This window comes from Thalassoroseus sp., assembly GCF_984380535.1.
The window spans coordinates 1-16,243 of sequence record NZ_CFHRBF010000025.1 but is presented as its reverse complement, the minus strand read 5'-3'; the positions used below and the strand labels follow the sequence as shown (position 1 = coordinate 16,243).

The following is a 16,243-nucleotide window of genomic DNA, read 5'->3' as shown; positions in this document are numbered from 1 at the left end:
ATGAAAGGGCTATCAGTTGAGAATCCTGATCCACGATTACTCAGGCCATCCGTTCCAAGTTCAGTTGAGTCGCCAGCTCGCTCATCGCGGGCACGACGTGCTGCATCTCTATTCCGCCTCTGTGAACACTCCTCACGGCTCGCTGCAAAAGCAAGCTGGTGATGCGTCTAGTATCGAGATTGATTCAATCTCTCTCGGTCGTGAGATTCGCAAGTACTCGTTTTTCGACCGTTTTCGGTTGGAAGCTCGGTATGCGAAACTCGCGGAACAACGAGTGAGAGAGTGGAAACCCGACTCGGTGATCGTCGCCAATACTCCGACACTAGTTGCCGACCGGATGCTTAAGGCATGCCAAAGACATGATATTCGCTTTCTCTCCTGGATTCAGGATCTCTATGGCTTGGCTGCCTACCGTATTTTGAAGCGGAAACTGCCAGGCATTGGACACGCTGTCGGTCGCTACTTTATGCACCTTGACCGCAAGGCTTGCTTAGCTAGTGATGAAGTGGTTGTCATTAGCGAGGACTTCAAAGAGATCCTCGGAAAATGGGGAGTGCCTGATGACAAAGTCCATGTCATTCACAACTGGGCTCCTCTGGAAGAGTTGCCGTTGCGGCCGCGTGACAATGAGTGGTCGCAAAAACTCGGGTTGACCGAGGACGTCAGGTTTCTATATTCCGGCACATTGTCGATTCGACACAACCCTGATCTATTGTTGCAGCTAGGTCTGCAACTTGACCGGACGGGCCAAGGCGAATTGACGGTCGTTTCACAAGGTGAAGGCGCGGAATGGCTAAAAGCTCGGATCGAGGAACATAATGTTCAATCAATCCGTGTCTTGCCGTTTCAGCCTTTCGAGGAAATGCCGAATGTTTTTGCGAGTGCTGATGTCCTAATTGGCATCTTGGAACCGGAAGCAGGCGTGTTCTGCGTTCCGTCGAAGATGCTCAGTTATATGTGCGCTCAACGTGCGATGCTTGCGGCGATTCCTCAGGAGAACTTGTCCGTTCGGATTATCGACGGCAATTCGGCTGGTCTCGTTGTCGATCCACGAGATCCGGAAGCATTTGTCCGAGCGGCAGAAGAACTCGCTTCGTCTTCATCACTCCGATTGAAGATGGGGCTAGCGGCTCGGAACTATGCGGAAACGCATTTTGATATCGAACGGATTTGTGACCGCTTCGAACAGTTGCTCGGAGGAGCAACGGAAACTCATTCGGCTGAGCGTCTTGTTCGTCAGTCGATCGACCGTATTGAAAGGATTGGAGCTTAGTTATGAGTCGATTAGCTGTTGTCGGCGGAGCCGGCGGTTTCATTGGCGGTCATTTGGTTGCCCACTTGCTTGAAGAAGGTTTTGAAGTTCGCAGTGTCGACGTCAAACCTTTTGAAGAGTGGTACCAAGTCCACGAAGGTGCGGAAAACCTCGTCCGCAACCTGGAACTTCGTGATGCCTGCACCGAAGTGTGCGAAGGCGCAAGCGACGTGTACAACCTCGCTTGCGACATGGGCGGCATGGGGTTCATCGAAAACAACAAAGCTCTTTGCATGTTGAGCGTTTTGATTAACACTCATATGCTGATGGCTTCCAAAGAGTGCAAAGCGGATCGTTTCTTCTATTCCTCGTCGGCTTGTGTCTACAACGCTGACAAGCAACGCAATGCCAACGTGACTCCGCTGAAGGAAGAAGACGCTTATCCAGCCATGCCAGAAGATGGCTATGGTTGGGAGAAGTTGTTCTCCGAGCGGATGTGTCGTCACTTCTCCGAAGACTACGGTTTGAAAACCCGTGTGGCACGGTTCCATAACGTTTATGGTCCGCACGGCACATGGGATGGTGGTCGTGAAAAAGCACCGGCGGCTGTCTGTCGAAAAGTGATCGATGCCGTCTACACCGGTAGCGGTGAGATCGAAATTTGGGGCGACGGTAATCAAACCCGTAGCTTCATGTATATCGACGACTGTATCAAAGGCATTCGTCAGATCACCGAACAAGGTGTGCCCGAGCCGATCAACCTCGGGTCGAATGAGTTGGTGACCATCAACCAACTCGTCGATATCGCTGAAGAAATCAGCGGCACGAAGCTGAAACGAAACTACAAACTCGATGCTCCGAAAGGTGTGAACGGTCGTAACAGCGACAACACCTTGATCGAGAAATACTTGGGCTGGTCTCCTAGTATTCGCCTGCGTGACGGTCTGGAACTGACCTACCGCTGGATCGAAGCTGAGTATAAAGCCAAAAAATCGAAAGCGTCGGCAGCTTAGTGGTCTCACCACTCGCCGTTGGTGGGTTCTCTGCCCGTGTCTGTAACAACTATTGGCGCGTTTGTTGCCAGTATTTGATGCATCAAACAAGATGCAGGTCTACAAATCGAGAAGGTGAGCCTGTCAGCAATGACGAAGCGATTCAATCGAGTTCACGCGGCGTCGCACCGGGCGTCGCGTGTTTTTGCTATCGGTGATATTCATGGCTGTGCGAGAGCGTTAGATGCGCTCGTGTCTGCATTGCCCATTGGTCCTCTCGACATTGTGGTTCCCCTCGGGGATGTCGTGGATCGGGGTCCGAACTCGCGAGAAGTGATCGAGATTCTAATGTCTCTACAATCGCGGTGTGATCTTAGACCGGTTCTTGGTAACCACGATGAAATGATGCTAGATGTGCTTGATGGAGCCCCGCCCAAACGGTGGCTCAAGTATGGAGGAACAGCCACGCTTGATTCCTATGGTTTTTGCGGAAGCTTAGATGTTGTTCCCAGCGAGCACGTCGAGTTCCTCCGATCCTTTTCTGATATTGTCGAGTTGGAAGATCACTTCTTCGTTCACGGCAATTACGATCCACTTGTTCCGCTGGCTGAACAGTCACGACGAATGTTGCGTTGGACATCGCTCGTCGATCATCTGCCGATGCCACATCAATCTGGTAAGGCGGCCGTCGTTGGGCATACAGCGAACAAAAAGGGCAAGATTCTACGACAGCCAAAACTAACGTGCATTGACACAGGTTGCTACGGCGGTGGTTGCTTGACCGCACTCGAAGTTTATAGCGGTCAGATTTGGCAAGCGAATTTCCTGGGGAAAGTCACAGCTCCGGAATCGTATCCGCAATCTCAAGCTGGGGCCTAATTCGCTCAATTCGACATCTCCAGATCTCGCCGCTCGCAGAGATCGATTCGTCTATGGAATGGAATGACGATGCCCTACACTTTGATTACCGGCGTTACCGGACTGCTAGGGCAGTATCTGTTGCGAGATCTCTTACAGAGCGGTCGCCAGGTGGCCGTTCTCGTTCGATCGACTCCACTGGCCAATGCCCAGGCTCGCGTTGAGGGAATTCTCACGGCTTGGGAGAAACGACTCGGTCGGTGTTTGCCCCGCCCGCGAGTTCTTGATGGCGACCTGACAGCAGACGGGCTCGGGCTCAGTCAGGCGGATACGCATTTCTTACAGCAACATTGTGATTCCGTATTACACAACGCCGCCAGCCTGGTGTTTCATGGCGAAGCACGCGATGACGAGCCCTATCGCACGAATGTCGTCGGCACGCGGAATCTGGTGGAAACGGCTCAGAAAGTCGGTATTCGCGATTTTCATCACGTTTCGACGGCTTATGTATGCGGACGACTCCACGGCGAAGTTCGCGAAGCCGACGCCAACCCACTTGCCGACTTCGGAAACGACTACGAACGCAGCAAGTCCGAAGCCGAATCGATTGTGAGAAACGCTTTCGGTCAGCGAGCGACCATTTATCGTCCGTCCGTCATCATCGGCGATTCAAAGACCGGGTTCACCTCGACATATCGTGGCTTCTACACCGCGGTCCAATTGACATGGTTACTCGCCAAAACCAATGGCGCTTCGGCAGGTCGAGAGTTCATTCGTAATTTGGGGTTCGGAGCCGACGACCGAAAGAACCTGGTCCCGGTGGAATGGGTCTCCGAAGCCATTGCCACGATCATGCAGGACTCGACTCAGTTCGGCCGCGTGTTTCATATCACGAATCCCGTGTTGACACCGACATCGGTCATCGAAGAGGCGATCAACACGGCGATCGAGCAAACCGAGTCGACGAACCCATCTGCAAGACGCAAGGCAAAACCGTCCACCTTTCGTGAAGACGAATTGCGTAACGGGATGGATGTCTACCGCAGTTACTTTCGAACCGATCCATTATTCGACTGTCGAAACACGCGATTGGCCTTGCCTAACCGCACGTGTCCGGTTGTGGATCGGGCGATGTTGGTCCGCTTATGTCGATGGGCAATGAATGCGAAATTTTCGACGCTTCCCCCACGCACGACTTCCGATGCTCCGCCGATTGCTGCGATTTTGCAATCGACATTTTCACGCTCGGACCGTAATTTCTCAGGTCGCGCGACCCTGCAACTCGAACTGACTGGCCCCGGTGGGGGACAATGGACCGTCGCATTCGAAGGCGGTCGGCCGGTCACTGTAAATTCGGGTTTCCATGATTTCACAAAATCCCTAATCTACGGCCCAGCGTCTGTCTTGTGGACACTCGTCTCCGGACGGGGTTCTTGTGAACGAGTGTTGACGGATGGTTCCTTGGTACTGACCGGTGATTCGCAATCGCGAACACAGTTCACTGCCTTGATCGACCATTTGCGGACGGCGTCGGCGAGCGTCCGTCGAGCGTCGTAAGCGGAGACAGCGTGGTTTTCTCGGATGGAAACCGCGTGACAGAACGCCTGCGACGAAACGACGTTGCAACGGATGACTGACTCTGATCATGGATGACAGAGAGGCCACTGTGTCTGGGCAGCTATTGAAAACTCCGATCGCGGTTGTCGGCATGGCGTGTCGTCTGCCGGACGCGAACAATCTGAACGAATACTGGGAACTCCTGAGTAGCGGTCGGGATACGATCCGGGAGATGCCCGCTGATCGGCTCGATCGAGATCTGTATCTCGACGAGCGAAAAGGTCAACGCGGACGCACGTATGCGTCGATCGGCGGGCTGTTGAAGGACACGCCTCCGACGACGACCTATCCCGACTCGTTCCGGCAACTCAAGGACAGCGATCCGTGTCATCGGATTTTCTGTGAAGTTGTCGCGGATGCCTGTCGGCATGCTGGTTACGACCCAGCGAACTTGCCGACGCGACGTGCAGGCGTGTACGTGGGGCACTCTGGCGGAAGTCCGATCGGTGGCGAACTGAATTACGCCGTCCTGAGCGAACAATACCTCGACTATCTCCGCGATCTTCCCGGGTTTGCCAGCTTCCCGAAAGACGTGCAAGATGCAATTCTCGGCGAAGTCGCGACGCAGTTGCGTTCCGAACGTCCCCGTCGCGATTCGCAAGGCCATCCCGACGTGGAAGCCAACATGGTCGCTGGTTGGGTTTCACGGGTGTTGGGGTTGGATGGCCCGCAAATGGCCATCGATGCCGCCTGTGCGTCGGGACTCGTCGCGTTTGCGCTCGGTGCCCTGGCGGTGCAATCCGGCGAAACGGAGATGTCGGTCGTCGGCGGTTCGTCGTTCAGTAAGCAAGACAGTCTGATCCTGTTCTCGCAGGCTCGTTCGTGCAGCGCGACGGGGTCCCGACCGTTCGATGCCGACGCCGATGGTTTGGTCAATTCGGAAGGTCACGTCGCATTTCTGATCAAAACGCTTGATCGTGCTCTCAAGGACGGCGACCAGATTCACGCCGTGGTCCAGGGCTTGGGGCTTTCTAGCGATGGACGTGGTCGCAGCTTGTGGGCACCGCGAAAGGAAGGTCAAGTCGAAGCGATTCGTCGCGCCTATACCGGACCCGTCGAACCGACCGAAATCGACTACGTCGAGGCCCACGCGACGAGCACAAAGATTGGCGATGCGACCGAGCTATCCGCACTTGGCGAGTTCTTCTCGCAAGAGTTGGGCGGGGCGCGATTGCCCATTGGCAGTGTGAAGTCGAACATCGGCCATACCTTGGAAACGGCTGGGTTGGCGGGGATGTTGAAAGTCATCCTCGGCATCCAGCACAGCACGATTCCCCCAAGCATCAACTTCCGCACACCGAATCCGAACGTCGATTGGAACACGCTGCCGTTTGAAGTGGCGACCGAACGACGAGCTTGGCCGACGCACGCCAATCGTCCTCGTGCGGGGGCGGTGAATGCGTTTGGGATCGGTGGATTGAATGTCCACTTGGTCGTCGAGGAATTCCACACGCGACATCAATCGCGGGCGGCATCGGCGGATTCCGTTCGTGTGAATTCCCTCGAACCGGCAGCGATCGCAGTGATTGGCCGCGGTGTCGTTTTGCCAAGTTCGTTGAACGTCGATGAATTCTCGAATCTCGTGCAGAGCGAACGGTCGGCCATTTCGACTGCCGCGTCGTCGCGGTGGCGAATGGGGGAACCGCGTCGGGGTGGGTTCATCCACGGTTATGAATACGACTGGAAGACGCACAAGATTCCGCCGTTGCAAATTCAACGTGCGAATCCAATGCAGTTCATGCTGCTCGATGCCGCTGCTCAGGCACTCGCTGAATCGGGCTACGACCAAAAAGATTTCGATCGACACCGCGCCGCCGTCGTCATCGGTACGATTTTCGGTGGCGAGTTCTCGAACGACTTGCACGCCGGTATGCGGTTGCCCGAATTGACACGGGAGCTGTATGCCTCTCTCGAACGACGCGGAATCGACCGCCAGACGTGCGAACAATTATGCAAGGACTACGAGTCCCATTTCCTGAAACAACGCCCGGCGTTGCTCGATGAAACCGGAAGTTTCACGAGTAGCACGCTGGCATCGCGAATCAGTAAAACGCTCGACATGATGGGCGGGGCGATGGCACTCGATGCCGGCGATTGCTCCTCGTTCGCGGCGTTGTCGACGGCATGTCAACTTCTCGACAGCAAAACCGTTTCGGTCGTGATGTGCGGTGGCGCACAGCGAGCGATGGACCTGTCGGCATTCGAATCCTTCGAAAAACACGGACGACTTTCCGAAGCTCCAGGCAACGGACATCGACCGGGCGAGGGCGTCGTGATGCTCTTGCTGAAGAACTTGGCCGATGCCGAGCGTGACGGGGACACCGTGCACACCGTTATTCGTGGCATCGGTTCGGGAGCGGATCGCAACATCCATGACGCCGCCATCCGTGCCGGTCGTCAAGCCATTCGCTTGGGGAAGATCGATACACACGCGATCGGGCAAGTTGTCGGTGGAAGTGGTATCGCTGCATGGGACCAACAGGAATCTGCCGGCATTCGCGAAGTGTATGCCTCGACTCCCCAGCAACGCGACGCACTTCTTCCGCAGATCGGCCACACGCAAGCAACTCATGGACTGGCGATGCTCGTCCGGAGCAGTCTTGTCGACTCGCAAAATGAACAATTGACCGCTTTGACCAGCCATACGCTCAGCGGATTGGCTTACCATGTGATTCTCGATCCGACATCCGGACGTGTCCCGACGACGCGACCCGACGTCTCAACGGAGCAAGTGTTCGTGACGAATTCGCCTTCCGTTTCGCCGGGACAAACATCCCGGATTCTGCGTTGGATTGCTCCTGATCGGCGTCATCTCGAACAGCAGATCACAACTGCGATCACACGCAGCGAAGATGCATTTCAAACGGCGGTGACCACACGGTTCACACCTGGCGATGGCGTGCGACTGGCGATCGTCGCGACAAATGCCAATGATTTGCAACGCAAACTCGGCTTATGGCAATCGATCGGTCAAGACGTCAGCCGTCGAAGCACATTGCATACGGAAGGCGTGTTCGAGGCCAACTTGCGGTCCCAACCAACTCGGTTGGCTTGTCTGTTTGCCGGTCAAGGTTCGCAGTATGCGGGGATGTTCCGCGAATTGACGACGGCTTCGCCCTCGGTAAGTGGTCGACTCGACGAAATCGAGAGCAGTCTTCGACAAGCCGGTTTGCCTTCGTTTCGCGAAATGGCTTGGGACCGCCCCGAGCAACTTGGTCGAGATGTCGTCATCACACAGACGGCCGTTCTCGTGGCGGATGTGTTGGCGTGGGAAGCAATGAGCACAGCCGGCGTAAAACCGTTCGCGTTTGCCGGTCATAGTTATGGCGAGTATGCCGCTTTGGTGGCGGCGGGCGTGTGGTCCTTCTCGCAGGCATTGCGAGCCACCCAAGGTCGGGCAGCGGCGTTGTCGTATCTTTCGCCTGGCAGCACACAGATGATTGCGGTTCGAGCCGCGCAAGACGCGGTGCAGTCATGTGTAGACCGTCACGCCGGCGTCTTCATTTCACATTTCAATGCTCCCGAAGAAATCGTCATTGGCGGTTCGACCGCTGCCATTCAAACGGTGATGGCGGAACTGAATTCAAAGCGTATTCCCACGTTTGAACTCACGGTCCCGTGTGCATTCCATACGCCACACTTGGCACCGGCACAAAGTCGTTTGACAGCCGCGTTGGAATCCGAACATCTGCTCCCACCGAAAACTCCGATCATCAGCAGCGTAACAGCCCGTTATGTGGCCGACGCCCAAGACATCCGTGCGAACTTGGCGAACCAATTGGTCGAACCTGTCCAGTTCGTCTCGCTGGTCGAACGTTTGGCGGCTGATGGAGTGAACACGTTCCTCGAAATCGGTCCGTCGCAAGTCCTGACCAAGCTCACGCGTCGGATTCTGAGTGATCGAGCTGTCACGTGCATTGCGTTCGATCACCCCAACCGATCCGATGCGGAACAGAATGTGCATCGACGTGCGTTGCTCGAAACCTACGGGTTGACGGATGGGCCAACCGAACGCGTTTCGACTGTCACGACCGCAGTCCCAGTTTCCCCGGCGAAGACGACGAAAACTTCGACACCGCTCGAAGATTTTGATGCCACCGCTGCGCGTCGACAACGACGTCGTGCAGCCGCCGAGACCAAGCACGAACCGCCACAGCAACCGACTGTTGCTCCAGTAGAAACGACACCGGACGTCGCGGAGTCAATGCCTGCGATCGACTTGGATGTGCTACAGCAGTTCCTTGTCGACTTCGTTATTGAACATACGGGGTATCCGCGTGATGTTGTCAGTCTCGACGCCGACTTAGAAGCCGACCTCGGAATCGACAGCATCAAGAAAGCTCAGCTGTTCGGCGAATTCCGTGAGATGACGCAACTCGCTGCCGAAGGTGGCAGCGGCTCGATCAACGCCTTCCGCACACTCCGCGAAGTCTTGGAGTTAGCCGGTGAGGTCCGCAGTGCGGTGGCCGAAGTCAATCCACAACCGGAGCCAACACCGGTCAGACACCCCGATCCACATTTACAACTACGTGTCGATCAACCGGCAAAAACGAACTCTCAGCCGGTTCCAAGTTCATCGACTGCAAGTTCCGTTGAGAGTGCCGTCGATGTGGATGCACTCGAGCAATTCCTGGTCGATTTCGTCATCGAACACACGGGCTACCCGCGAGATGTCGTCAGTCTCGATGCCGACTTGGAAGCCGACCTCGGAATCGACAGCATCAAAAAAGCGCAGCTGTTCGGTGAGTTTCGCGAGATGACCGGACTGACCGGAGACGGTGGCAGCGGTTCAATCAACGCGTTCCGCACACTTCGACAAGTGCTCGAACTAGCCGGTGCTGCCCCAACTTCCGAGCGTGTTCCTCAGCCGACTGAAACGCACATGGAACCGGCAGTCGTTGTCGACACCGCAAAAGCGTCTACGGAATTCGATGTCAACAACTTACAGCAGTTCTTGGTCGATTTCGTCATTGAACATACGGGTTATCCGCGTGATGTTGTCAGTCTCGACGCCGACTTGGAAGCCGATCTCGGAATCGACAGCATCAAGAAAGCGCAGTTGTTCGGCGAACTACGCGAGATGACTCAGCTTGATGCCGAAGTCTCCGGCAACTCGAACATGCAGCAACTCCGCACGCTTGGGCAGGTGCTCGAGATGGTTGCCGGTGCGTCATCCTCGTCGAACGAAATCGCCGTCACTGCAACGATCGCGGAACCGGTGATGGAAACCGTTCCGTCATCCGTGCCGTTGCATGGCCCGAAGTATCTCAAAGGATATCAACGAGCCGAACGCGAACGAGCAGAAATCATTTCCTTCTTGAAGACCGAGGCCGATCGACATCCGTTCGCAGAAACGCGATCGACTTCCGTGACATCGACTCGCTCCCTGACTTCCGATCAACACGAAGAACTTCGTGGATTGGCGGAGGGAACCGGTGTGGACTTCGACAACGTCTTGGCTCACCACGAACACCTGCTGGGTGAGAACGGTTGGTCTGACGAGTCGCCCTTCGTTGACGAGTCAGTGACGGAAACCATCGAAGACGATCCTCAAACGATTTCGCAACGGTTTGTGTTGCGGATGGTGGATCTTCCCAACACGGGACCGGACACTGCAGAACCCACTTTCTGCGGAGCCGCGTTGATCGTCGGGCAGAATCGGATCGCGGATGCACTGAAAACGCGTTTGGAAGCGGTCGGTGTCACCGCGACGGTGTTGGCTCCGGTCGCCGACCCCGCCGCGAATGTGAAACGTTTGGAGGAGATTTGGGCGACCGGTCCGGTTCCGCACTTGTTCCTCGTTACACCCTGCGATGACGACGCAATCACCACCACAAACGAAGCCGCCTGGAAACACCGTCGCCAAACCAGCCTGATGAGTTGTTTCGGACTGTGCCAACGCTGGGTTCAACTGGCCATGCAGGACGAGTTACTCGCAGACGGTTCGGTAATCGGCGTTGGTTCACTCGGCGGCGACTTCGGGTTCTCGCTCAAATCGGCCGATCAACCGCGAAGTGCCGAGAGCGGCGGGCTGGCGGGTCTGATGAAAGCCATGTGCATCGAAAACTGGGTGAATGGTTATCGCTCCACGCCGGTAAAAATTGTCGACACTGCGAACACCGACAACCCGAATGATGTGGTCAACGGAATCTGGCGGGAGTTGGCTTCGCCGAGTCACGATCTTGAAGTCTCTTGGCATACCGGACGACGACAAGTCGTGCGGGCGGTGCCGCAACGTGTGCCTTCGCGAACGCAACGACCGATTCGTCAGGGTGGTACGTGGGTTTGCACAGGCGGAGCCCGTGGTGTGACGGCTTTTGTGCTCAAGGAACTTGCTCCCCGATACGACCTGAAGTTGCACCTCATCGGCACTGCACCGGCTCCCGAGTTTCCACCACATTGGCGGGAATGGCGGGAGAACAACCGTCAGCAGATCAAAGCCGAAGTCATGCGGATCGCCCGAGAAAGCGGCGAAAACTCCGTGCGGGCTTGGCAAGACACCGAGAAAGCACTCGAGATCGACAAGACGCTCCAAGAACTTGCGGACCTCGGCGTGACTGCCGTTTACCACTCCTGTGACGTGGCCGATCGTGCGGAACTTGCCGAAACGCTGGCGGAAGTCCGTAAGCAATCCGGCCCGATTCATGGGATTCTCCACGGTGCCGGCATCGGACGCGACGCCCGATTCGATCGGAAAGACATGCGGAAAGTGCAACAGTGCATCCGTGCCAAAGTCGACGGAGCCCTGGCACTCATGGAACTGACACAGTCCGATCCGATCGAACAGTTCGTCGGGTTTGGTTCGATCAGCGGTCGCTTTGGTGCAAACGGGCATACGGATTATTCGCTCTCGAACGACATGCTCGCCAAGTTGGTCGGTTGGTATCGTTCGCAACGGCCGGAAGTGGCTGCAGTGGCCTTCCATTGGCATGCATGGGACGACTGCGGCATGGCGGTCAAACCGGAGACACGGTTGGCTCTCGAGATGATCGATATGCAGTTCATGCCGGCTCGCGAAGGCGTGGACCACCTGATCGGTGAATTACTCGCGGGGACGCCGGAACCGGAAGTCTTGATCACCGACAGCCGGTACTATCGGGTGTTCAACCCAGCGGAGACGCGAGCGTTGGAATGGTACCCGGATCTTCAACCTCCGCAATTGCCGACGGACTGGTGTCCGATGTTGGGTCGCACGTTTGCCGATGGCACCGACAGCGGTTCAGTGCGACTCACGGTGAACCCAGCCCGCGACCCGTTCCTGGTGGAACATCGTGTGAAAGACACCCCGGTCATGCCATTGGCAGTGGGTGTGCAAATTCTTTGTGAAACTGCGATGTGTGCTGCCGGTCGACGGGGCCGCATCCGTCTACGGAACATCCAAGCAACACGGGCTCTCAAGTTCTTTGAAGAGTCGCCGAAGGAAATCGGTGCTCGGGTCGTCAATTGCAATGGCAATCATTGGACGTGCGAACTTGTCGCCGACCAAACCACACGCGATGGCCGACTGGTCGAAGCCGACCGGACCTACTTGGAAGCAACCATTGAAATCGGCGGGGCGAACACCACGCACGCACAACCCAGCCCGCCACCGAGTCATGGATGGGAAGCGATTCAATACGTCGATCGGGACGGCATGGTTTATCACGGTCCGGTGTTCCAGAACCTCACGAAGTTCTGTTACCAAGGCGATCGGGGGTGGGGCAAGATCTCGGCACCGGCGCTGACTGAACTCGCCAGTGCCCGTCGAAATGTTGCCGGTTGGACGGTGCCCAGTGCCGCTCTCGACGCCTGCTTGTATGCAACCGCATTGCTGGCGTGGAAGCAGGTCGAAGCCTCTCCGTCGTTGCCCGCGAACATGGGTGAATTGGAAATTGGCCGACTCACCCGACCGGGTGAAGCATGCATCGTCGAAACGAAATTCCTCAGACGGGATGGCAAGCGTGCCTGGTTCGAGTTTGCACTCTTCGGTCAAAACGAGGATCTCATTCTACGAGCCAAAGGGTACGAAATCGCATTCCTGAATTAACGGAGGGTCGAGTGCGAAGCGCAGAGAGCCAGACACTCATCCTTAATCACCACATCCCACGACACCACAGACAACATTCGAGATTTACACGTAACAATTTGGAAGTCCGAGAGATCGCTTGTTCGGCTCTCTACTCTCGGCCCTTCGCTCTCCACCATTAACCATGTATGTCACACCATCACGACTCGATCCTTGTTTGACGCCTGCGGATTACACATCAGCATCGGCGTACGAGGCGGAATGCGCGAGTGTGTTGCGACCGGCGTGGCATGTCGTCGGAACAGTAGCGGAGTTGAGTCAACCGGGTGATTTTCTGACCTGCGAACTGTTCGGACGCGCGGTGCAGGTCCGGAACTTCGATGGCGAGTTGCGAGCGTTGTCGAATGTGTGTGCCCATCGACATTGTCTTATCAGCGACGAAGCTCACGGTCACAGCGAAACCATGCGGTGCCCATATCACGGATGGGAATACGGGGCGGACGGTCTCACGCGAAAGATTCCCGCCGCTCAGAATTTTCGTCCGTCGCAGAAGGGTTCGGCGTGCTTGCCGATGTATCGCGTGGACACATGCGGTGGGTTGGTGTTCGTCTCCGTGGACAATACCCAAGCCATGACGCTGACAGACTTCCTTGGCGATTTCCAAGCACAACTCGAAACTTGTTTTCCTGCGATGCAATCTCCGGCGATGATCTGGAATATCGACTTTCCGGTGAATTGGAAGGTTGTCGTCGAGAACACTTTGGAAGCCTATCACGTGCCGTTCGTGCACCCTGAAACATTTCGCGAAGACCCCGGCGAAGACCGCAGCGAACACATTCTGCTGTCGAACCGAACGGCACTTCGCACGCAATTGCCATTCAGTCCGCATTCGAAATTGGATGCTTGGTTTCAACGACAAGAAGGGCGGTTTCTCGGCTGGCTCGGTCGCGATGTGACCGGCGGTTACGAACAACACCACCTGTTCCCGAACTTACTGTTTTCCTTCACGGATACGCTGAGTCTGTGTCATGCGGTCATTCCGACCGGACCGACGTCCTGTCGAAGCATCGTTCGCCAATACGGCATTCGCGGTGAAACAACGGGCATCAAGAAGTGGTGTGTAAAGCGGTGGGATGGCGTCGCGGCTTGGTTGACGAAACGGGTGCTGCTCGAAGATGCATCACTTTTTGACCGCATCCAAACCGGACTGACCTACAGCGAACAGAACGGCATTCTCGGGCGATGTGAAGAACGCATTTATGCGTTTCAACAAGCGTTGAAGTCACAACAAAGTCGCAATCAAACGAACGCAGCTTGATAGGGGTTAGGGTTTAGGGGGACGACTGAGATAGTGGTGGTTGCTCGATCTTAGTCCTAGTCCCAATGGAAAACTTTGATTTTGAACCGACTTTGATAGTGGCGAATTCTTTGAACGCACTTTCGAAAGACAGCTTCCATGATTGATCTCACAGGCAAGACGGCACTCGTGACCGGGGGTTCTCGGGGAGTGGGACGGGCGGTGGCATTGCGGTTGGCGGAAGCGGGTGCGGATGTCGTCATCAATTACCTCACTTCGCAATCGCGGGCGAAAGCAGTTGCCGAAGAGGTGCAGGCACTCGGTCGGCAAGCACTCACGGTGAAAGCCGATGTCAGTGAGGCTGAAGACGCCCAGGCGATGATGGAATTCGTCGGCGAACGATTCGAGCAATTGGACATTCTCGTCAGCAATGCGGCAGGTGGTGGGTTTCGTCCGTTGATGCAAGCCAGCCCCCGACATTTCGATGCGGCAATGCACACCAACGCACGGGCCTTGATGACACTCGTCCAGGCGGCTCATCCGTTGCTGACCGCGAAAACGGGATCACAGTCCAAAGTCATTGCATTGTCGAGTCATGGGTCCCAGCGAGCACTCAACGATTACGGTTTGATCGGGGCTTCGAAGGCGGCACTCGAAAGTTTGACCCGACATCTGGCGTTAGAGTTGGGACGCGAGGGCATTAACTTCAATGTGGTGCTTGCCGGGCTGTTACCGACGGATGCGATTCAACTTCTGCCAGGTGCGAAAGACATGTTCGCCGCCTTGCGAGAAACGCTACTTGTGCCGAATCGGGAATTGCAAACCGAAGACGTTGCAAACGCAGTGTTGTATCTGGCGAGTCCGCTGAGCGACTTGGTTCAAGGACACACTCTCGTGATTGATGGTGGAATTAGCATTCGCAGCTAAGTCGAATACTCCCACGACCCACGGAGGGGTTTGATGTCACAGCGTGAATGTTGGCCGATCGATGAATCTTTGCCGAAGGAACCGATGACATTGCCATTGGTTCCGTTCGAGCGATTCATGGTGATCGACGATCAACCCGAACACCCGATGACGTTCTACACCGAAACTCGTTTCGTGGGTGACATCGATCCTGAAGCGTTGCAAACGGCCGCTGTTGCCACCGCTCGTCGTTCGCCCCTGTTAAGTTCGCGGATCGAAGAAATCGATGGCGTACCGCAATGGGTGAACTGGGATGAATTCCATGTCTGCGTCGATGAAGTTTCTCCGGAAGCGATCGACACACCGCCGCGGGGCGTGAATATCGATCTGACTCAGGAGATCGGCTGGCGGATTTGGTTTTCTCGCGTGAACGGTCATTCGACGTTGCGAATGCAATTTCACCATGCCGCCTGTGATGGCAAAGGAGCCGCCCAAGTTTTCATCGACCTGATGACAGGGTACTCGCAACTGATGGCGTCGGAAGATGGCCAAGTTGAATGGCGAAAACTACGCCCCGAAGGTCTGCCGGATCGAGGTGTGTTCCCCCCGGTAAAATCCACGCGGACGGTTTCGCGTTGGCAGGCGATCAAAGGCGGATGGGACTTCCACATGCGGAAGCCGAAGCCGTTGGCCTCGCCTCATCGAACACCGATTTCCGCGGGCGATCGTGAACCACTACAGTGGGAACTCTGTGATTTCACCGCCGCCCAAACTGAACACTTTCGGACCTGTGCGCGGGACATGGGTGTCACGTTGAACGACATTGCCACCGCGTTGCTGTTTCGCACGTTGGCAGATTGGAACCGCATTCATGCCGGAAGCCGACCGAAACATCGCCTGCGAATTTTGATTCCCACGGATTTGCGAAGCCGGGTCGATGGTCGTTTGCCGGCTGCGAATCGTATGGGGTTCGCTTTTCTCACACGGACCAATTCTCAGTGCGGCGATTGGAACACGCTCGTAGACGGTGTGCGGGCGGAGACGGAGTTCATCAAAGACACGCAAGCCGGGCGGATCTTCCTGAACGACATGACGTTCCTGACCGCTCACCCGAAATTGCTTTCCGGGTTGCTGCGTCGATCCGGGTGTTTGGCGACCGCCGTGTTAACGAATCTCGACGACCCACTTCGACGGTTTCGACGACGGTTCCCGGCGGATAGTGACGGTCGGATTGCCGTTGGCAACTTGAGCATCACCGCCGTCTACGGCTTGCCGCCGATTCGCATGCGGACCCGGGCGGGGTTCGGAATTTGTCA

At 56.1% G+C, this 16,243-nt stretch carries 8 protein-coding genes; all 8 read left to right on the top strand.

Annotated elements, in window-relative coordinates:
• The first annotated feature begins 16 nt into the window (after window positions 1–16).
• Window positions 17–1,273, top strand: coding sequence for a glycosyltransferase family 4 protein (locus AC5DDB_RS27330; protein ID WP_491742944.1), 1,257 nt, complete (start codon window positions 17–19; stop codon window positions 1,271–1,273).
• A 2-nt stretch (window positions 1,274–1,275) separates the two neighbouring features.
• Entirely contained in the window at window positions 1,276–2,265 is a 990-nt protein-coding gene (locus AC5DDB_RS27325; protein WP_491742943.1) for an NAD-dependent epimerase/dehydratase family protein, read from the top strand.
• A 129-nt stretch (window positions 2,266–2,394) separates the two neighbouring features.
• Window positions 2,395–3,123: a metallophosphoesterase family protein gene (locus AC5DDB_RS27320; RefSeq protein ID WP_491742942.1), complete on the top strand. Its 729-nt coding sequence runs from the start codon at window positions 2,395–2,397 to the stop codon at window positions 3,121–3,123.
• A gap of 69 nt (window positions 3,124–3,192) precedes the next feature.
• Complete coding sequence (locus tag AC5DDB_RS27315) at window positions 3,193–4,659, top strand: SDR family oxidoreductase (RefSeq protein WP_491742941.1); 1,467 nt, start codon at window positions 3,193–3,195, stop codon at window positions 4,657–4,659.
• 88 nt (window positions 4,660–4,747) lie between these two features.
• On the top strand, window positions 4,748–12,745 hold the full coding sequence (locus tag AC5DDB_RS27310) for an SDR family NAD(P)-dependent oxidoreductase (protein WP_491742940.1): 7,998 nt from the start codon (window positions 4,748–4,750) through the stop codon (window positions 12,743–12,745).
• 118 nt (window positions 12,746–12,863) lie between these two features.
• Window positions 12,864–14,042: an aromatic ring-hydroxylating oxygenase subunit alpha gene (locus AC5DDB_RS27305; protein WP_491742939.1), complete on the top strand. Its 1,179-nt coding sequence runs from the start codon at window positions 12,864–12,866 to the stop codon at window positions 14,040–14,042.
• A 138-nt stretch (window positions 14,043–14,180) separates the two neighbouring features.
• Window positions 14,181–14,948, top strand: coding sequence for an SDR family oxidoreductase (locus tag AC5DDB_RS27300; protein ID WP_491742938.1), 768 nt, complete (start codon window positions 14,181–14,183; stop codon window positions 14,946–14,948).
• A gap of 33 nt (window positions 14,949–14,981) precedes the next feature.
• A partial coding sequence (locus AC5DDB_RS27295) for a phthiocerol/phthiodiolone dimycocerosyl transferase family protein (protein WP_491742937.1) occupies window positions 14,982–16,243 on the top strand: 1,262 nt, incomplete at its 3' end.